The sequence below is a fragment of the Pararhizobium antarcticum genome (genome assembly GCF_001885585.1).
In the GTDB taxonomy this organism is placed as follows: Bacteria; Pseudomonadota; Alphaproteobacteria; order Rhizobiales; family Rhizobiaceae; genus Pararhizobium; species Pararhizobium antarcticum.
This window is the reverse complement of the sequence record NZ_LSRP01000074.1, coordinates 146,378-164,257: the sequence shown is the minus strand read 5'-3', so window position 1 is coordinate 164,257 and position 17,880 is coordinate 146,378. Positions and strand designations below refer to the sequence as shown.

Sequence of the window (17,880 nt, the reverse complement as noted above, 5' to 3'; positions counted from 1 at the left end):
TCCCGTGCTCATCTATGTGATCCGCCACGGCCAGACCGACTGGAATGCCGAACTCCGCCTGCAGGGGCAAAAGGACATTCCGCTCAACGACACCGGCCGCCAGCAGGCGACCGGAAACGGCCAGGCGCTGGCCGCCCGTCTCGGCGCAAAGGCCAGGCACTTCGATTTCGTCTCGAGCCCGCTTCACCGGACACGCGAAACCATGGAGCGCATGCGTCTCGCCATGGCGCTCGAACCCTCCGCCTACCGAACCGACGAACGCCTGATGGAAGTCTCTTTCGGCGACTGGGAAGGCCACACCATGGCCGAGCTGGAACAGCAGGTGCCGGAGCGTGTGGCGGAGCGCGAGGTCTCTAAATGGGATTTTATCCCGCCGGGCGAAACCGCGGAAAGCTACGAGATCCTGTCCTGGCGCGTCTCGGCATGGCTGAAAGATGTGACGACACCGACGGTCTGCGTTGCCCATGGCGGGGTCATCCGGGTGCTGTTCAGGATTTGCGGTGTGATGACGCAGGATGAGGCGTCGGTCGGCCCCATTCCGCAGGACCGGATCCTCAAGCTGGAAAATGGCATGATCGACTGGCTATAGGGTCGGCAGGGCCTGTGTGGGCCGCTGCCAGTCTGCAGGGGTGGATTACTGCACGATCTCGAGATCGTTGATGACGCGCTTGCCGTCGACTTCCGTATAGAAGACCAGGACCTTGACGCCTTCCTTGAGGCCATCGAAGTTGAATTCTTCCGGTGCCTGATAGTTCTTGCCATCATCCAGGGAGAGGCTCAGGCTCTCGGTATCGACGCCTGTGATAACGGCCTCGACATCGGCGCTCTCGGCAAACGCACTCAGCGGTGAGAACAACCCGGCAGCGGCCAAAAGTGCCACAACGACGAAACGCATCTGTCCTGCCCTCTTCAACGACTCGATCAATTTTGTTGTTCCGATCATTTGATCCCCGATTGTGGCAAAAATTGCCCGTGCCTGCGTGATTTCCGGATCTTGAGAAAACACAGCCTGTGGCTGCGCCGTCTCAAGGCCTAACAACCGCCCCTGCGGAAATGACGAATTTCATAACAGGAACAGGCTCTAAAGCCAATATTAAGACTCCGGTCCTACTGTGGCCGCGGGGGCTTTGGGGTGCATGAACATTGAGTATGATCGTCACAATCCGTCGCCACGCCAGCACCATTGCCCGTCTGGCAAAACCGTCTCTCGTGCCAGCCTTCATCGCAGCGGCAGTCGTGTTTACCGGTGGTTATTTCTTCGAGCAGCAGAACCGCGAGAATTTCGGCAGCGATCTTGAGATCAGCGTCCAGAACGAACTCAATCTGATTTCAACCCGCCTGCAGGGCGAGATCAACACCACCATCGCCGCACTGCGCGGTCTTGCAAACAGCGTGTCCGTTGCCCCCGACATGAGTGTCGAAAATTTCGACCGCCTGGCAGCCAAGATGCTGCTGCAGAATCCGCAGATGGTGCGTGTCAGCGCGGCACCCGATGCTGTCGTGAAAATGACCTACCCGCGGCAGGGCAACGAACGCCTGATCGGCACCGATTTCAAGCGGTTCGGCTCGTCGCGGCTGGCGACGGACCGGGCACAATCGAAGGCCAAGCCAATTATCGCCGGTCCCGTCCGGCTTCCCAGCGGCAAGACCGGCTTTAACCTGTTTTTTCCGGTGTTCTCCAAGGTCGGCGGCCATACCGGCTTCTGGGGCTTTATCGAAGCGATCGTCGACGAGAAGAAACTCTATGCGAATGCCAGCCTGATAGAGAAGACCGAGAATGAAGGTGGCGTGTCGTCAGACCATCGCCACATCGATCTGCACCTGGCGATCCGGGATATTTCTGTCGCCAACAGCATTCAGGATCCTTTCTTCGGGGACTTTGAAATCTTCAAGGAAGAGCCGGTGATCCGCAGACTGGCCCTTCCCGGCGGCGTCTGGGAACTGGCGGCGATCCCGGCCAAGGGCTGGGCACAGGAGCCGGGCAACAGCAACGGCCTGCGCATCACCATTCTGGTTGCCGCCGCCGTGGTGATCATCCCGATCTTCCTCACCGGCGGCCTCGTCAGTGAACGCCAGCGCAACCGTGCCAAGATCCGGGCCCGCGAAAACGAATTGCTGACCGTGTCGCACCGGCTCAACCTTGCGCTCGAATCCTCCAAGATCGGCATCTGGGAAATCGACCTTGAAACACAGTCCCGCACCTGGGACGAACGCATGTCCCATCTGCACGGCATGTCGGCGCAGGCGAGCCAGCCGACCTATGAAACATGGCGCAGGACCGTCCATCCCGATGACATCAGGTCGGCCTCGCTTTCCCTGTTCAAGACGCTGGATGAGGGCCTTGAATACCGTTCGCAATACCGCGTCGCCCTGCCTGACGGGACCTTCCGGCACATCCGCAATGTCGGTTCCACCCATGAAGGGCCGGACGGCAAGGCCAAGATCACGGGTATCAGCTGGGATGTCACCGATGACGTGCTGATGACCGAGGAGCTGCGCGCCGCCAAGGCCCTGGCCGACCTCAAGAATGACGAACTGGCGCAGGCGAAGGATCGCATCGAGCACAACGCCCTGCATGATCCGCTGACGGGCCTGGGCAACCGGCGCATGCTCGACAAGGAGCTGAAGGGGCTGTCCGGCGACGCCGGCCTCGTCGACATCGCCATCCTGCACATCGATCTCGACCGCTTCAAGCAGATCAATGACACTCTTGGCCACGCTGCCGGCGACGCGATGCTGGTCCACGCATCGGAAATCCTGCGCTCCAACATCCGCGACAACGACATAGTCGCGCGCATCGGCGGCGATGAATTCGTCATTGTCGTCAGCAATCCACCGGGCAATGTCTTCCTGTCGCAACTGTGCGAGCGGATCATCAGCCAGATGCGCCAGCCCGTCGATTACAACGGTTTTCCCTGCCGGTTCGGCGTCAGCATCGGCATCGCCGTTGCCCGCGAAAAGGCCGTCGACGAGCACAAGCTCCTGGTCAATGCCGACATCGCGCTGTACCGCGCGAAAGAGAATGGCCGCAACCGCCACGAATTCTTCACCGAGGTTCTGCAGGCGGAGATCATCAAGACCAAGCGGATCGCCGACGAGATCCTCGAGGGTATCGAAAAAAACGAGTTTGTCGCCTGGTACCAGCCGCAGCTGGAAGCCGGCACCCTGAAGCTCGCCGGCGTCGAGGCGCTGATCCGCTGGAACCACCCCCGCGAGGGGCTTTTGACGCCTGACAAGTTCCTGAAGATCGCCGAGGAAATGAACGCCATGGCGACGCTCGACCGCATCGTGCTCGACCGGGCGCTGATCGACGGCATGCGCTGGGCCGCCGAAGGCATCATCGTGCCGAAGATCTCGGTCAATGTCTCGGCCAAGCGCCTGCGTGACGAAACGCTGGTCAATTCGCTGAAGGGACTGAGCCTGCGTCCCGGACAGATTTCCTTCGAACTGGTGGAATCGATCTTCCTCGACGAAAGCGACGATATCGTCCTTGCCAATATCGAAGGCATCAAGAAACTCGGTATCGACATCGAAATCGACGATTTCGGCACGGGCCACACCTCCATCGTCAGCCTTTTGAAGATCAAGCCGAAACGCCTGAAGATCGACCGGCAGCTCGTGGCACCGATTCTGCGCGCCCGCAGCGAACAGGCCCTGATCCGCTCGATCATCGAGATCGGCCGTTCGCTCGGCATCGAGACGGTGGCCGAAGGCGTCGAGACCATGGAACATGCCGAGATGCTCGGCCTGTTCGGCTGCGACCTCTTGCAGGGCTACGCATTTGCCAAGCCGCTGAGCGCCGACGACTTCGCACATTTCGCCCGCAACCAGCTCCTGCAACTGGCATCCTGAGCAGCAGGCTGCCTCTGACACAGACCGTTTAACGCGGTGTGGCAACGAAACCGATTTTACTTTTACCGCGCGCACTCGGGAGCGGTTCGTCTTCAAACGGCCGTTTGCGCCAACAGAATGGCTTCCGTTCGGAGACGAAACGCTCTAGTAGTCACGACCGAAGGCGATGGCCGCTTGCCGCCATCTGCCCGCAGCGTTTCAACAGTCGGTCCTGCTCGCCATGTCGCACAACACCTTCGGTCACCTCTTCCGCGTCACCACCTGGGGCGAAAGCCACGGGATCGCGCTTGGCTGCGTCGTCGATGGCTGCCCCCCCGGCATTCGCTTCACGCTCGCCGAGCTTCAGTCCTGGCTCGACAAGCGCAAGCCCGGCCAGTCGCGTTTCGTGACGCAGCGGCGGGAAGATGATCTGGTTCGCATCCTCTCGGGCGTCATGCTCGATGACGACGGCGAGACGATGATTTCGACGGGAACGCCGATCTCGATGATGATCGAGAACACCGACCAGCGCTCCAAGGACTATTCGGAGATTTCCAAGCGCTACCGTCCCGGCCATGCCGACTATACCTATGACGTCAAATACGGCATTCGCGACTATCGCGGCGGCGGGCGATCGTCGGCTCGCGAGACTGCGGCCCGGGTCGCTGCCGGCGGTCTGGCGCGCAAGGTGGTGCCCGGTCTTCTGGTCCGCGGCGCGCTGGTGCAGATCGGCAAGCACAAGGTCAACCGCGACAACTGGGACTGGAACGAGGTCGGCAACAATCCGTTCTTCTGCCCTGACCCGAAAATGGTGCCCATCTGGGAAGACTATCTCGACGGCATCCGCAAGGCGGGCTCGTCCATCGGTGCCGTCGTCGAAGTGGTTGCCGACGGCGTGCCGGCCGGCATCGGCGCGCCGATCTATGCCAAGCTCGACCAGGACATCGCCTCCAACCTGATGTCGATCAATGCCGTCAAAGGCGTCGAGATCGGCAACGGCTTTGAAGCTGCGGAAATCACCGGCGAGGAAAATGCCGACGAGATGCGCGTCAGCGCGTCCGGCGATCCGATCTTTCTGTCCAACAATGCCGGCGGCATTCTGGGCGGCATCGCTACCGGCCAGCCGGTCGTGGCGCGCTTTGCCATCAAGCCGACCTCCTCGATCCTCACCGAGCGCCGCTCGATCGACAGCGACGGACAGGAGGTCGACGTGCGCACCAAGGGCCGCCACGATCCCTGTGTCGGCATCCGCGCCGTGCCGATCGGCGAAGCCATGCTGGCCTGCACCATTGCCGACCATTATCTGCGCGACCGCGGCCAGACAGGTCGCCTGAAATGACCGGTCGTCTGAAATAACAGAGGAAACAGCCTTATGTTCGACCAGAAGCGCGTTGCCGATGCCATCAGGGCTTTCGAAGCCGGCGAAATCGTCGTTGTCACCGATGATGACGGCCGCGAGAACGAAGGCGACCTGATCGTCGCAGCCGTGCATTGCACCCCGGAAAAAATGGCCTTCATCGTGCGCCACACGTCCGGGATCGTCTGCACGCCGATGCCGAGGGAAGAGGCAAAACGCCTCAACCTCAATGCCATGGTCGCGGACAATGATTCCGCCCACACCACCGCCTTTACCGTCACCGTCGATTTCAAGCATGGAACCACAACGGGGATTTCTGCCGAAGACCGGACGCTGACGGTGCGCAACCTTGCCAATCCGAATGTCGGCGCTTCCGACTTCACCCGCCCCGGGCATATCTTTCCGCTGATTGCCCGCGAAGGCGGCGTGCTGATGCGTTCGGGCCACACCGAAGCCGCCGTCGATCTCTGCCGGCTCGCCAGCCTGCCGCCGATCGGCGTGATCTGCGAACTGGTCAACGACGACGGCACCGTGATGCGCGGGCCGCAGGTGGCCGGTTTTGCCGAGACGCACGGCCTGAGGCAGGTTTCCGTTGCCGATCTCATCGCCTACCGGCAGCGCAAGGACAAATTGATCGAGCTGGAAAACAGCTTCGACATCGAAACACCCTATGGCAAGGCCAAGGGCCATGCCTATTCGCTGCCCTGGGATCCGATGCAGCATCTGGCCGTCGTCTTCGGCGATATCCGAGACGGGGTCGATATTCCGGTGCGGCTGCATCTGGAAAATGTCGGTGCCGACGTGTTCGGCAAGGACTGCCAGGTCGACCAGATCATGAAACGCATTTCCGATCAGGGCCGCGGCGTGATCGTCTACCTGCGCGAGGGCTCGGTCGGCGTTGGCGTTTCCACGACGGCCCGCCCCGCCAAACACGAGCGCGAAGGCCATGGCGAAGCGCAGGCGCGCGAAAGCGAATGGCTGGAAATCGGTCTCGGCGCCCAGATCCTGAAAGACCTCGGCATCGCCTCGATCAAGCTCATCGCCTCGCGCGAGCGCCACTATGTCGGGCTGGAGGGCTTCGGCATCGCAATCACCTCGACGGATATCCTGTAGGCTGCGCGCAGACTACAGGCGCCTGTCTCTAACTGTTTCAATTTGTTGATATTTCCATATCCGCCTTGGCATGACTGACCGGCAACACATGCCACGCCCGCCCCATCAGAGCGCTGCCGAAAATACGGTGAATGGCGGCGACATGGCCATACACGCCACGTGCATCGATAGGCGAACAATCGTCGTCAACCCCTTCATACATTCACACTTTCTAAACTGAAACCTGCTATTTTTCGGGTATCCGATGGGCATGGTTATGCCATTGCCGACATGACGAAGGCTTCGGAGCACATGCTCAGCTGATTGGAAGTCCGCTTTCGAGAAAATCCGCGCCGATTTTCACCATCGATCAGGCGGCCGGATTGTCTGTTTGGCATTGTGCCGAACCCGAAGCGTCCGGATACCCGTTGACGCCTAATATCCCGGCAATCAGATGGGAAGGCTCATGAGCATTTTTTCACTAACATCCGATTCCAGCGCTATTCAGGCCGCCCTGAACAAGTCGCAGGCAATCATCGAATTTGACATGAAGGGCAAGATCCTGACGGCGAACGCGAATTTCTGTCGCGCCATGGGATACGAGCTCTCTGAAATCCAGGGGCAGCATCACAGCCTGTTCATCGATCCAGCGGATGCCGCGAGCCCGGATTATCGCGCCTTCTGGGAAAGACTGAATAAGGGCGAGCTCGACCAGCGGCAATACAGGCGCATCGGCAAGGGCGGCAGGGAGATCTGGATCGAGGCCTCCTACAATCCTATCTTCAGAGGGTCGAAACCCTACAAGGTCGTCAAGTTTGCGACGGACGTAACAGCGAGCAAGCTGAAGGCGGCCGAGGATGCTGGCAAGCTGAGCGCCCTGTCGCGGGCACAGGCGATGATCGAATTTACGCCAAAGGGCGAAATTCTGACCGCAAACGAGAATTTCCTGTCCGCGCTTGGCTACCAGCTTGCGGAGATCCAGGGCAAACATCATTCGATATTCTGCGATCCGGCATTCGTCCGAACCGAAGACTATCGGTCCTTCTGGCAGAAGCTTTCGCAAGGCGAGTTCATTGCCGACGAATTCCTGCGGATCGGCAAGGGCGGCAAGCGGGTCTTCATCCAGGCATCGTACAATCCGATCTTCGACATGAACGGAAACGTCATCAAGGTCGTCAAGTTCGCGACCGACGTCACCGAACGGGTGCGGGCCGTGGAGGAGCTGGCAACGTCGCTTCAGGGTCTGTCTGACGGCGATCTGCAACACCGCATCGAGCGGCCGTTCATTCCCGCGCTGGAAAAGATCCGGCAGGATTTCAATTCGGCGGTCGGCAAGCTTCAGTCGGCCATGACCACCGTTGCCACCAATGCACAGGCGATTACCGCAGGATCGAAGGAGATCCGCACCGCCTCCGATGAACTGGCCCGGCGCACCGAGCAGCAGGCCGCCTCGATCGAGGAGACCGCTGCGGCACTCGAACAGATCACCACGACCGTCTCCGATTCCAGCCGACGCGCCGAAGAAGCAGGCAATCTCGTCCGCAAGACGCGGCAGAACGCCGAACAGTCCGGTGTGATCGTCCAGTCTGCCGTATCAGCCATGGGGCAGATCGAAAATTCGTCGCGCGAGATTTCCAATATCATCAGCGTCATCGACGAAATCGCCTTCCAGACCAACCTGCTGGCGCTGAATGCCGGTGTCGAGGCGGCACGGGCGGGCGATGCGGGCAAGGGCTTTGCCGTCGTTGCCCAGGAAGTGCGCGAACTGGCACAGCGCTCCGCCAAGGCGGCAAAAGAGATCAAGGCGCTGATCAACACCTCGAGCGAACAGGTGAAAAGCGGCGTCGCGCTGGAAGAAATCGTTGGCCAGGTGCTGGAGATCAACACCAATGTCGCCGCCATCGTCGAAGGCGCAAAGGAACAGGCCGTCGGCCTGAAGGAGATCAACAAGGCGGTCAACACCATGGACCAGGGCACGCAGCAGAATGCGGCCATGGTCGAGGAATCGACCGCCGCCAGCCATGGGCTGGCCCGCGAAGCGGAATCGCTCTTCGAGTTGATCGGACAATTCAAGGTCGGCAACCATTCGCCCTCGCCACGGATCGCCGAAGCACGACATGATTCAAGACCTGTCGCATCCCCGGCCCGCAAGATGGCCAGCCAGGTCAGCCGTGCCTTTTCTGGAAATGCCGCGACGGCACCGTCGCAGGATACATGGGAGGAGTTCTGATGAGCCTTGCCGACACACAGCCGCGTTTTGAGAATACATCGTTCGAGATCATTGCGTTCCGCCTGCATGATCAGGAATTCTGCGTCCGGACGACAACCATCCGCGAAATTCGCGGATGGGGACCTGCAACGCCAATCCCGCACGCACCGCATGATGTCCTGGGCGTGATGAACCTGCGCGGCTCCGTCATCCCGATCATCGATCTCGCCACCAAACTCGGCATGCCGCGCACGCAGGCCAACGAGCGCAGCGCCATCGTGGTGGCCGAAGTCCACTCCATGGTGATCGGCCTTCTGGTCGACAGCGTGTCGGACATTCTGACGGTGCGCGGCGAACAGATCCAGCCGGTTCCGGAGGTGACGTCGGCGTATGAAAAGAGCATTGCCGACGGCATCATCACCCATGATCACGGGATGATCTGCTTTCTCAATCTGAGCCGGATGTTCCAGGCGCGGGAAATCGAGGATATGGCGGCCTGACCGGTCGCCGGGTATTTGAACGCCTAGGGCTTTAATCGACGCCCCTTGTCCCTGCCCTGTCCTGCCTGTCCTGTCCCTGCCCTGCCCCAAAGCCCGCGCCAGCCATGGCCGGACCATTGCCATGCCTGTCTCGCAAGGACACGCGTGGAGGCGGTGAATAGATCCCGCGTCTCGCGCGTCCCCTGTGGACAAATGCCGGCGCTTTCCTATCATGCCGGCATGCGGCATCGGATTTCGGCACGACGACAACGGTCGAACCGGCATTCGGATGGCACTCCGGGGAGGGAAATGGCGCATGTGGGATTTCGAAATCTGCAGGACCATCGGCATACTCCTGCGCACAATGCCCTTCATCCTGATGCGCATGGCGATCTATTTCGGCATCACCATCGCCTTCATCCTGTCGACCGGGACCGGCGCGGGCATCGGATACGGGCTCGGCGCCTGGAGCAATGATGCGGAATCCTTCACCGTCTGGGGTGGCATTTTCGGCTTCGGCCTCGTTGCCGGTGCGATCTACTGGGTGCGGGAATGGCTGCTCTACATGGTCAAGGCCGCCCATATCGCCGTCATGGTCAAGCTGATCGATGGCCAGCCGATGCCTGATGGCAAAAGCCAGATCACCCATGGGCGCGAGACCGTGGCCGCGCGGTTCGGCGAAACGAACGTGCTGTTTGCGCTCGACCAGTTGATCAAGGGCGTGATCTCGGTGGCGACCGGGCTGATCGGCGGCATTGCGGCCTTCCTGCCGATCCCGGGACTGGATACCCTTGCGCGATTTGCAAACACGGTGATCCGCATTTCGTTGACCTATGTCGACGAGATCATCCTCGGCTACAATATCCGCATCGACAGCCGCAACCCCTGGGAAAGCTCGCGGCAGGGCCTTGTCCTCTACGCCCAGAACGGCAAGACGATGATCCGCAACGCCGTCTGGCTGTCGATCTTCCTCTATCTGCTCGCCATCATCGTCTTCGTGCTGGCGCTCGCCCCGGCTGCGGCCATTCTCTACGTCTTCCCCGGCGAATGGGCCGGCTATGCCTTCGTGCTCGCCATCGTCTTTGCCTGGTCATTCAAGGCCGCCGTGCTTGAACCCTTCGCGATTGCCGCGCTGATGAGCGTCTATTTCAAGGTGATCGAGGGACAGGTGCCCAATGCGGAGTGGGATGCGAAACTGTCTTCCGCCTCCGAGAAGTTTCGCGAGATCAAGGACAAGGCCTTCGGCGGCACCCCTGCTGCGGCCTAGTCCCTCCTTCGCCAGCCTGCCGTGCCGGCGCGGATGTCCAGATACCAGGACCCGTCTTTTCCGTTTTTGACCGAAAGGGCGATAGACAAAGGCGCAGCGTCGTACTACCAATGATTAATCGTTTAATCATTGGTGTCGGATTTCATGGCCTTTGTCCGCTCGGGATCGAACCTCAGCCAGATCGCCGCCCTGCTCGGCGTCTCCGCAGCGACGGTGTCAAACGCGCTGTCCGGCAAGGGTCGCGTCTCCGCAGAGCTTGTCGACAAGATCCGCGCGACGGCGGCGGAGATCGGGTATGTGCCGAGCCTCACGGGACGGGCATTGCGGACCGGCCGCACCGGCGTGCTTGGACTGGTCCTGCCCGATATAGCCAATCCCCTGTTTCCGCAGATCGCCCAGGCCATTGAATTTGCCGCCAGCAGCGCCGGATATGGCGTGCTGATCGCCGATTCGCGCGGCAGCGTTGCCATGCAGACGGACGCGATCAGCAGGTTGGTCGAGCGCGACGTCGACGGCATCGTCATCGTTCCGCGCCGCGGCACGCGGATCACCGACATCGGCTGCCCGGTCGCCGTCATCGACAGCCCGTCGACGCCGGGCAATACGGTTTCGGCCGATCACTGGCAGGGCGGACAGGCCGTCGTCGAGCACCTGGCCGGGCTTGGGCATCGCAGGTTCCTGCTGATCGGCAACAACGCCGCCTCCAACGTCCAGAACGATCGCATCGGCGGCATGAAATCCCGGCTTCCGCAGGGTGGCCATGCCGAGGTGATGTGGATCGAAAGACATGAGGCGCAGTTCGGCAAGGGCGGCCTGCTCGGGCTTGCCGAAAGGGTGGCGGATGGCTTTACCGCCTTCTGCGCCGTTTCCGACCTGCAGGCGCTGCGAGCGCTCACCGAACTGCAGCGCGCCGGCATCGCCGTGCCGGAGGCCGCCAGTGTCACCGGCTTTGACGATCTCGTCTGGTCGTCGGTGATTACGCCGGGCCTGACGACGCTGCGCATGGACATGGCGACGATCGCCGACATCGCCATCAAGGCGCTGGTGCGTGTCATCGAAACCGATGCAGCCGGAACGGCGGTGGCAGCCGACCGCCCAAGCGTGCCGATGACACTGGTGATCCGCCAGACCACTGCCCGGATGGCGGCCTCGGCCGGCACCGTTTCCAATTCGGAACCAGAAACACCGCCTGAAGGAGAACGCAGATGACCAAGATGCTCTTGATTTCCACCACGGCCCTGATGCTGACAGCGGGCTTTGCCCAGGCGCAGGACAAGACCCTGACCATTTCCGTCTATGCCTTTGCGCAGGACGACTTCAAGGCGATCGTCTACGATCCCTTCGAAGCGCTCTGCGGCTGCACGCTGGTCGTCGAGACCGGCAACAGCGTCGAACGGCTGGCAAAGATCGAGGCCAACAAGGCAAGCCCTGTTATCGACATGGCGGTTGTCTCGATGGCCGATGCGCTGTCGGCTGCGCGCAGCGGCCTGATTGAAAAGATCGACACGAGCAAGCTGACAAGCTTCGACAAGCTCTACGACATTGCCAAGGATCCGAACGGCGACGGCATGAGCGTCGGCTATACCTTCTATGCGACCTCGATCGTCTACCGCACCGACAAGATGACGATCGACAGCTGGGCCGACCTGCTGAAGCCGGAATATGCCGGTCACGTCGCCTTCCCGAACGTCACCACCAACCAGGGGCCGCCGGCGCTCTACATGCTCGGCCAGGCGCTGGGCAAGGATACGCCGGATCTCAAGGGCGCGATCGAGGCGGTCGGTGCCGCCAAGGACGATATCGTCACATTCTACGTCAAGTCCTCGCAACTCGTGCAGCTGATGCAGCAGGAGGAAATCTGGGCCGCACCGATCGGCCGCTTCTCCTGGGCGCCATTCACCAAGCTCGACCTGCCGCTCGGCTGGGCGACGCCGAAGGAAGGCCAGACCGGCGGCATGAACGTCATGGTTCTGACCAAGGGCTCGAAAAACCACGACCTGGCGCTGCAGTTCATGGATTTCTGGCTGTCGACCGAAATCCAGACCAAACTCGCCGAAAAGCTGATCGACAGCCCCGCCAACAAGGATGTGCAGGTGTCCGATGCGGTCGCTGCCGACATCACCTATGGCGAGGACACAGCCAGGAGCCTGAAGCTTATTCCCTCCGCCATAGCGCTCGACAACCGCGATGGCTGGCTGTCGGAGTGGAACGCCCGGGTCGGCCAGTAACACGAATGCCTCCCAAGGCAAGGGACGCGGCGCAGAGCCGAATGGCGACCGCCGCGTCCCGACTGATCCTTGAGAATCACGGAGACGACGTTTTATGTTCCAGAACCGGACAGAAGCACTGGCGCTTGCCTTGCCGGCCGCGATCTTTGCGGCGCTGGTCTTTCTCGTGCCGGTCATCCTGCTGCTTTCCGAGGGGTTTCGGGTCGCCGACAGCTGGACGTTTTCCGCCTATGCCGACTTCTTCGCGCAGCCGCTCAACCGCACGGTCTTCCTGCGCACGCTGAAACTGGGCGCACTGGTGACACTGGTGGCTGCCATCATCGGCTATGCCGCCGCCTATGCCATCGTCAGCCTGCCGGCGGGAACCAAGGGGCGGATGATCGGTCTCGTCGTGCTGCCGCTGATGATTTCGCCGGTCGCCCGCACCTATGCCTGGATCGTCATCCTCGGCCGCACCGGCATCGTCAACCACGCGTTGATGGCGGTCGGCCTCAGCGACGCGCCGATCCGCATCCTGTTCAGCGAGACAGCCGTGTTCATCGGCCTGTTGCAGCTGTTCCTGCCGCTGATGATCATCTCGCTGGTCAGCGCGCTTGAAAACCTGCCGAAGGATGTGGTGCCGGCCGCCCGCGTGCTCGGTGCCAACTGGCTGCAGGTGTTCTGGAAAATCATCCTGCCGCTCACCCGCGAGGGCCTGGTCGTCGGTGGCACGCTGGTCTTCACCGGCTCGATGACCGCCTATATCACGCCGGCCATTCTCGGCGGCTCGAAGGTGCTGATGCTGGAAACGCTGATGTACCAGCAGGTGACCGTCGCCAACAATTTCGTTGCCGCCAGCGTCATCGCCTTCATCCTTGTTGTCATGAGCTTTGCCGCCAACATCCTCTTGAAACGCATCGCAACGGCGAGGAACCGGTCATGACCCGGAGACTGTTTGCACCGCTGACCCTGCTTCTGGTGCTGGTCTTCCTGATCGGCCCGTTTTTGATCATCGTCGCCGCCTCGTTTTCGGCGGGCGACACGCTGGCTTTTCCGCCGCAGGGCCTCTCGTTCAAGTGGATCCTCAAGGTCTTCACGGTCGAGAGTTTTCGCGACAGCTTCGTGATGTCGATGTTTCTGGCCATCGGCGGCACGTTTGCAGCACTAATCATGGGCATTCCGGCATCCTATGCGATGTCGCGATACAGGCTGCCGTTTTCGGAGACGGTGCGCACCGTGGTTTCGGCGCCGATCATCGTGCCCGGCATCATCGTCGGGCTGGCGCTTTTGCGCTATTTCGTCGTGCCGATCGGGGTGCCGATCACGCTGGCCCTATTTCTCGCCCATACGGCGCTGGTGCTGCCCTATGCCGTGCGCGTCGTGTCCGCCAGCCTCAACAATCTGCGCCCGGACATCGAGGAAGCCGCCGTGCTGCTGGGTTCCTCGCGGCTCGGGGCCTTTTTCCGGGTGGTTCTGCCCAATATCCGCGGCGGCATCCTGTCGGCTTTCATCCTCGGCTTCGTCACCAGCTTCAACCAGGTGCCGGTGTCGCTGTTTCTCTCCGGCCCCGGCGTGCGTACGCTGCCGATCGACATGCTCGGCTATATGGAGATCGTCTTCGACCCGTCGATCGCCGCCCTCTCCTCGCTTCTCGCCTTCCTGTCCATCGGCATCGTCTTTGCCGCCGAACGTTTCCTGGGGTTCTCCCGTTATGTCTGATCGTTTCCTCGCCCTCGACAAACTTTCGCTCGCCTATGGCAACACGGTTGCCGTTCGGGATCTCGACCTTGAGATCCGCAAGGGCGAGCTTCTGGCGCTGCTTGGCCCGTCCGGCTGCGGCAAGACCACGACCATGCGCTCGATCGCCGGCCTGATGACCCCGGTAGGGGGGCGCATCCATCTCGATGGCACCGACATTACCCGCATGCCGGCCAACAAACGCGCTGTCGGGCTGGTGTTCCAGTCCTACGCGCTGTTTCCGCATCTGAGCGTGTTCGAAAACGTTGCCTTTGGCCTGAAGCTGAAGGGAATGCGCGGCACGGAGCTGGAAACCAGGGTCACAAACGGCCTGAAATCCGTCGGGCTGTCCTCTTTTGCCAACCGCAAGACGCCGGAGCTGTCCGGTGGCCAGCAGCAGCGCGTGGCGCTGGCCCGCTCGATGGTCATGGAACCGAAAGTGCTTTTGCTCGACGAACCGCTTTCCAATCTCGATGCCCGGCTGCGGCTGGAAATGCGCACCGAACTGCAGCGCGTTCAGAAGGAAAGCGGCGTGACGATGATCTTCGTCACCCATGACCAGGTCGAGGCGCTGGCGCTGGCCGACCGGATCGTGGTGATGAAGAACGGCGCCATCGAACAGATCGGCACGCCCGAGGCGATCTACAATCACCCGGTCTCCGCTTTTGTTGCCGATTTCGTCGGCTTTGAAAACATCTTTGCCGTGCGCCATGGCAGGCTGGTGACGGCGGCCGGAGGTGTCATGCTGTCGGGCGCGCTTCCCGATGTGGCCGGGCTTGCCTGGCGGCCACGCTCCGTGTCGCTCGGCTCAGGTCCGCTGTCCGGCACGGTGCGCGGTGTCTCCTTTGCAGGCGGCACGCGCGAATATGTGCTGGAAACACCGCTCGGCACGATCAAGGCGGAGGTCGATGCCGCCCTGCCTGCCCATGGACTTGGACAAACCGTCGCCTTCGACCTGCCGGTGGCCGGTGCCGCTTCCCTCAGACGGTTCGGGTGATCATCATGGGTGTCTGGATCGATACCGACATGGGCTTTGACGACATCGCCGCCATTCTGGTCGTGCGCCATGCGGAGCTTGAAATCGATGGCGTTTCACTTGTCTTCGGCAACACGCCGATCGACCAGGTCCGCCGCAATGCAGCGGGTGCGACGAAAGCCTTCGGCTGGACCTTTCCGATCCATGCCGGCCGGGCGCGACCGGTGATGGGGGCGCTCGAAACGGCGCAGGCGATCCTCGGCGAAACCGGCATCCCGACGGCAAGCCGCACGCTTCCCGAGGCGGACGAACATTTCAAGGACGATGCGTTCACAGCCCTTTGCCGCTGGCTGGAGACGAGCCCTTCGCCGCGTCGAATCCTGGCGCTCGGCCCGCTGAGCAATATCGCGGCGCTTGCGCTTGCCCGTCCGGATCTGGCGGACAGGATCGATGACCTGACCTGGATGGGCGGCGGGCTGACGCGCGGCAACCACACGGCGTCTGCGGAATTTAATGCTCTTGCCGATCCGGAAGCCGTCGCCATCATTCTCGCCCACGGCCTGAAGCTGCGTATGGTCGATCTCGATTTCTGCCGGACGATCCTGGCGATGCCCGAGGATGCCGCCCCGATCCGGGCAGCGGGCGGAGACAATGCCGAACTGCGGGCCGATATGATGGCCGGCTACATTGCCATCGGCACCAGTCGCGGCCGGCCGGCCATGGCGGTCTACGATCCCTCGGCGGCGGTCGCCTTCGTCCGACCCGATCTCGTCCGCTTCCAGCCCGCCCGCATCGACATGGAATGCGCGGGATCGCTGACGCGCGGCCGCACCATTGTCGAAACGCGGCCGACGCAAGGTGCTTTCAACGCCAGCTTCGCGGCCGATGGTGATACTTCAGCGATCAAGCGCGTGATCTTCGAGGCGCTGGCATGGGAAGCGCGAAAATGAACGGCGCAGACATGCCAGACCTGGATGATCCCGACCTGCGCAGCCGCGCAGTTTCTGCCGCCGGCGGCAAGGCCCCCTTCGACACATTGATCGTCAACGGCACGCTGGTCGACATGGTGACAGGCGAGCTTCGGGCTGCCGATATCGGGCTGGTCGGCCCGCTGATTGCCAGCGTGCATGCGGCCGGCACACGGCGCGACGCGGCTAAGATCATTGATGCTGACGGCGGCTTTGTCTCACCGGGGCTGATCGACACCCATATGCACATCGAAAGCTCGATGGTGACGCCGGCGAACTACGCCTGCGCCGTCTTGCCGCGCGGTGTCACCACCGTGGTCTGGGATCCGCACGAATTCGGCAATGTGCATGGTCTGGCCGGTGTTCGTTATGCCGCCGACGCTGCGCGCGGCCTGCCCTTGCGCATGATCCTGCTGGCGCCATCCTGCGTGCCCTCGGCGCCCGGACTGGAGCTTTCAGGTGCCGATTTCGACGCTGGCGTGATCGCCGGGCTTCTGTCCTGGCCGGAGATCGGCGGCATTGCCGAGGTCATGAACATGCGCGGCGTCATCGACCGCGACCCGCGCATGGCTGCCATCCTGCAGGCCGGCCTTGTCTCCGGAAAACCCGTCTGCGGCCATGCGCGCGGGCTTGAGGATGGCGAGCTTGCCGCCTTCATGGCGGCCGGCGTCTCCTCCGATCACGAACTCATCTCCGGCGACGACCTGATTGCCAAGCTGCGCGCCGGCCTGACCATCGAGCTGCGCGGCTCGCATGACCATCTCCTGCCGGATTTCGTCGCGGCCCTGAAGGGTCTTGGCCACCTGCCGCAGACCGTGACGCTGTGCACCGACGATATCTTTCCCGACGATCTCGCTCATGGTGGCGGTCTCGACGACGTGGTCCGCCGGCTGGTGCGTTATGGCTTGCCGCCGCAATGGGCGCTGCGGGCCGCGACGCTGAATGCCGCGCAGCGCCTGCGCCGCAGCGATCTCGGCCTGATTGCTGCGGGTCGCCGCGCCGATATCGTCGTCTTCGAGGACCTGATAGCGTTTCGGACCCGTCTGGTGATTGCCAATGGCGAAACCGTCGCCCGTGATGGGCGGATGCTGCAGGCCCTGCCGACGATCGACGCCACGCCGCTGCTCGGCTCGATGAAGATCGCACCGCTGTCGGCCGATGATTTTCGGATCGCCTCGGCAGCACAAAGCATTCGCATCGCGACGATCGACCAGCCGCGCTTTACGCGATGGGGGCAGATGGATGCGGATGTGCGCGATGGCTTCGTGGTGCCGCCGGAGGGCACGACGATGATTGCCGTTGCCCACCGTCATGGTCGGGCCGACAGCCGGCCACGCCTTGGCTTTTTGACGGGTTGGGGCGCGTGGCGGGGCGCTTTCGCGACCACGGTCTCCCATGACAGCCACAACCTGACGATCTTCGGCAGCGAGCCCGAAGACATGGCGGTCGCGGCCAATGCCGTGATTGCCGCTGGCGGCGGCATGGCCGTTGCTTCAAGCGGCAAGATCGATGCGTTGCTGCCGCTGCCGCTGTCGGGCCTTGTTTCCGGGGAACCGCTTGACGTGGTTGCCCGCAATTTTGCCGCGCTGCGCAGCGCCACCGGCAGGATCGTCGACTGGCATCCGCCCTATCTGATCTTCAAGGCCTGTTTCGGGGCGACACTGGCCTGCAATGCCGGGCCGCACCAGACCGATCGCGGCCTAGCGGATGCTGTGACGGGGCGCCTGCTGGAAAGCCCCGTGCTCGCCGCGATCTGA

16 protein-coding genes are annotated in these 17,880 nt (G+C 62.1%); 14 read left to right on the top strand and 2 right to left on the bottom strand.

Annotated features, from left to right (window positions below; all coding sequences use genetic code 11):
* The first annotated feature begins 4 nt into the window (after window positions 1–4).
* Window positions 5–589: a histidine phosphatase family protein gene (locus AX760_RS08170; protein ID WP_071832414.1), complete on the top strand. Its 585-nt coding sequence runs from the start codon at window positions 5–7 to the stop codon at window positions 587–589.
* Between the two features lie 45 nt (window positions 590–634).
* Here the strand turns inward: AX760_RS08170 and AX760_RS08165 are convergent, their stop codons facing one another.
* The gene (locus tag AX760_RS08165) at window positions 635–895 is read right to left on the bottom strand and encodes a DUF1344 domain-containing protein (RefSeq protein ID WP_071832463.1); all 261 of its coding nucleotides are present in this window, start codon (window positions 893–895) and stop codon (window positions 635–637) included.
* Window positions 896–1,149: 254 nt separating this feature from the next.
* Between AX760_RS08165 and AX760_RS08160 the strand changes: the two genes are divergently transcribed.
* The 3 genes from AX760_RS08160 (at window position 1,150) to ribB (ending at window position 6,301) form a co-directional block, all read left to right on the top strand.
* Window positions 1,150–3,852 carry a bifunctional diguanylate cyclase/phosphodiesterase gene (locus tag AX760_RS08160; protein WP_071832415.1) on the top strand — a complete coding sequence of 901 codons (2,703 nt, stop codon included), beginning with the start codon at window positions 1,150–1,152 and terminating at the stop codon, window positions 3,850–3,852.
* 220 nt (window positions 3,853–4,072) lie between these two features.
* Window positions 4,073–5,170: a chorismate synthase gene (gene aroC / locus AX760_RS08155; protein WP_071832464.1), complete on the top strand. Its 1,098-nt coding sequence runs from the start codon at window positions 4,073–4,075 to the stop codon at window positions 5,168–5,170.
* 33 nt (window positions 5,171–5,203) lie between these two features.
* On the top strand, window positions 5,204–6,301 hold the full coding sequence (ribB, locus tag AX760_RS08150) for a 3,4-dihydroxy-2-butanone-4-phosphate synthase (protein WP_071832416.1): 1,098 nt from the start codon (window positions 5,204–5,206) through the stop codon (window positions 6,299–6,301).
* 37 nt (window positions 6,302–6,338) lie between these two features.
* Here ribB and AX760_RS27130 read toward each other — a convergent pair whose 3' ends face one another.
* Window positions 6,339–6,503 (bottom strand): hypothetical protein, encoded by a 165-nt coding sequence (locus tag AX760_RS27130; RefSeq protein WP_175552034.1) that lies wholly within the window; start codon window positions 6,501–6,503, stop codon window positions 6,339–6,341.
* A 243-nt stretch (window positions 6,504–6,746) separates the two neighbouring features.
* Here AX760_RS27130 and AX760_RS08145 point away from each other — a divergent pair, with 243 nt between their 5' ends.
* The 10 genes from AX760_RS08145 (at window position 6,747) to AX760_RS08100 (ending at window position 17,880) form a co-directional block, all read left to right on the top strand.
* Window positions 6,747–8,510, top strand: coding sequence for a methyl-accepting chemotaxis protein (locus AX760_RS08145; RefSeq protein WP_071832417.1), 1,764 nt, complete (start codon window positions 6,747–6,749; stop codon window positions 8,508–8,510).
* Window positions 8,510–8,989 (top strand): chemotaxis protein CheW, encoded by a 480-nt coding sequence (locus tag AX760_RS08140; RefSeq protein ID WP_071832418.1) that lies wholly within the window; start codon window positions 8,510–8,512, stop codon window positions 8,987–8,989. The genes AX760_RS08145 and AX760_RS08140 overlap by 1 nt, the downstream gene beginning before the upstream one ends.
* A 295-nt stretch (window positions 8,990–9,284) precedes the next feature.
* On the top strand, window positions 9,285–10,235 hold the full coding sequence (locus AX760_RS08135) for a hypothetical protein (RefSeq protein ID WP_071832419.1): 951 nt from the start codon (window positions 9,285–9,287) through the stop codon (window positions 10,233–10,235).
* Window positions 10,236–10,379: 144 nt separating this feature from the next.
* Window positions 10,380–11,444 (top strand): LacI family DNA-binding transcriptional regulator, encoded by a 1,065-nt coding sequence (locus tag AX760_RS08130; RefSeq protein ID WP_071832465.1) that lies wholly within the window; start codon window positions 10,380–10,382, stop codon window positions 11,442–11,444.
* A complete protein-coding gene (locus tag AX760_RS08125) occupies window positions 11,441–12,463 on the top strand; it encodes an ABC transporter substrate-binding protein (protein WP_071832420.1) in 1,023 nt (340 codons plus the stop codon). Before AX760_RS08130 ends, AX760_RS08125 begins: the two co-directional genes overlap by 4 nt.
* A gap of 94 nt (window positions 12,464–12,557) precedes the next feature.
* Window positions 12,558–13,385 (top strand): ABC transporter permease, encoded by an 828-nt coding sequence (locus AX760_RS08120; RefSeq protein ID WP_071832421.1) that lies wholly within the window; start codon window positions 12,558–12,560, stop codon window positions 13,383–13,385.
* Complete coding sequence (locus AX760_RS08115) at window positions 13,382–14,161, top strand: ABC transporter permease (protein WP_071832422.1); 780 nt, start codon at window positions 13,382–13,384, stop codon at window positions 14,159–14,161. Before AX760_RS08120 ends, AX760_RS08115 begins: the two co-directional genes overlap by 4 nt.
* Window positions 14,154–15,176 (top strand): ABC transporter ATP-binding protein, encoded by a 1,023-nt coding sequence (locus AX760_RS08110; RefSeq protein WP_071832423.1) that lies wholly within the window; start codon window positions 14,154–14,156, stop codon window positions 15,174–15,176. The genes AX760_RS08115 and AX760_RS08110 overlap by 8 nt, the downstream gene beginning before the upstream one ends.
* Window positions 15,177–15,181: 5 nt before the next feature.
* Entirely contained in the window at window positions 15,182–16,105 is a 924-nt protein-coding gene (locus tag AX760_RS08105; RefSeq protein ID WP_071832466.1) for a nucleoside hydrolase, read from the top strand.
* The gene (locus AX760_RS08100; protein WP_071832424.1) at window positions 16,102–17,880 is read left to right on the top strand and encodes an adenine deaminase; all 1,779 of its coding nucleotides are present in this window, start codon (window positions 16,102–16,104) and stop codon (window positions 17,878–17,880) included. The genes AX760_RS08105 and AX760_RS08100 overlap by 4 nt, the downstream gene beginning before the upstream one ends.

Coding starts and splice junctions, on each gene's coding strand:
- AX760_RS08125 (WP_071832420.1), top strand. CDS start 11,441: ATGACCAAGATGCTCTTGATTTCCACCACGGCCCTGATGCTGACAGCG.
- AX760_RS08130 (WP_071832465.1), top strand. CDS start 10,380: ATGGCCTTTGTCCGCTCGGGATCGAACCTCAGCCAGATCGCCGCCCTG.
- AX760_RS08120 (WP_071832421.1), top strand. CDS start 12,558: ATGTTCCAGAACCGGACAGAAGCACTGGCGCTTGCCTTGCCGGCCGCG.
- AX760_RS08105 (WP_071832466.1), top strand. CDS start 15,182: ATGGGTGTCTGGATCGATACCGACATGGGCTTTGACGACATCGCCGCC.
- AX760_RS08110 (WP_071832423.1), top strand. CDS start 14,154: ATGTCTGATCGTTTCCTCGCCCTCGACAAACTTTCGCTCGCCTATGGC.
- AX760_RS08145 (WP_071832417.1), top strand. CDS start 6,747: ATGAGCATTTTTTCACTAACATCCGATTCCAGCGCTATTCAGGCCGCC.
- AX760_RS27130 (WP_175552034.1), bottom strand. CDS start 6,503: ATGTATGAAGGGGTTGACGACGATTGTTCGCCTATCGATGCACGTGGC.
- AX760_RS08115 (WP_071832422.1), top strand. CDS start 13,382: ATGACCCGGAGACTGTTTGCACCGCTGACCCTGCTTCTGGTGCTGGTC.
- AX760_RS08160 (WP_071832415.1), top strand. CDS start 1,150: ATGATCGTCACAATCCGTCGCCACGCCAGCACCATTGCCCGTCTGGCA.
- AX760_RS08165 (WP_071832463.1), bottom strand. CDS start 895: ATGCGTTTCGTCGTTGTGGCACTTTTGGCCGCTGCCGGGTTGTTCTCA.
- AX760_RS08140 (WP_071832418.1), top strand. CDS start 8,510: ATGAGCCTTGCCGACACACAGCCGCGTTTTGAGAATACATCGTTCGAG.
- AX760_RS08100 (WP_071832424.1), top strand. CDS start 16,102: ATGAACGGCGCAGACATGCCAGACCTGGATGATCCCGACCTGCGCAGC.
- aroC (WP_071832464.1), top strand. CDS start 4,073: ATGTCGCACAACACCTTCGGTCACCTCTTCCGCGTCACCACCTGGGGC.
- ribB (WP_071832416.1), top strand. CDS start 5,204: ATGTTCGACCAGAAGCGCGTTGCCGATGCCATCAGGGCTTTCGAAGCC.
- AX760_RS08135 (WP_071832419.1), top strand. CDS start 9,285: ATGTGGGATTTCGAAATCTGCAGGACCATCGGCATACTCCTGCGCACA.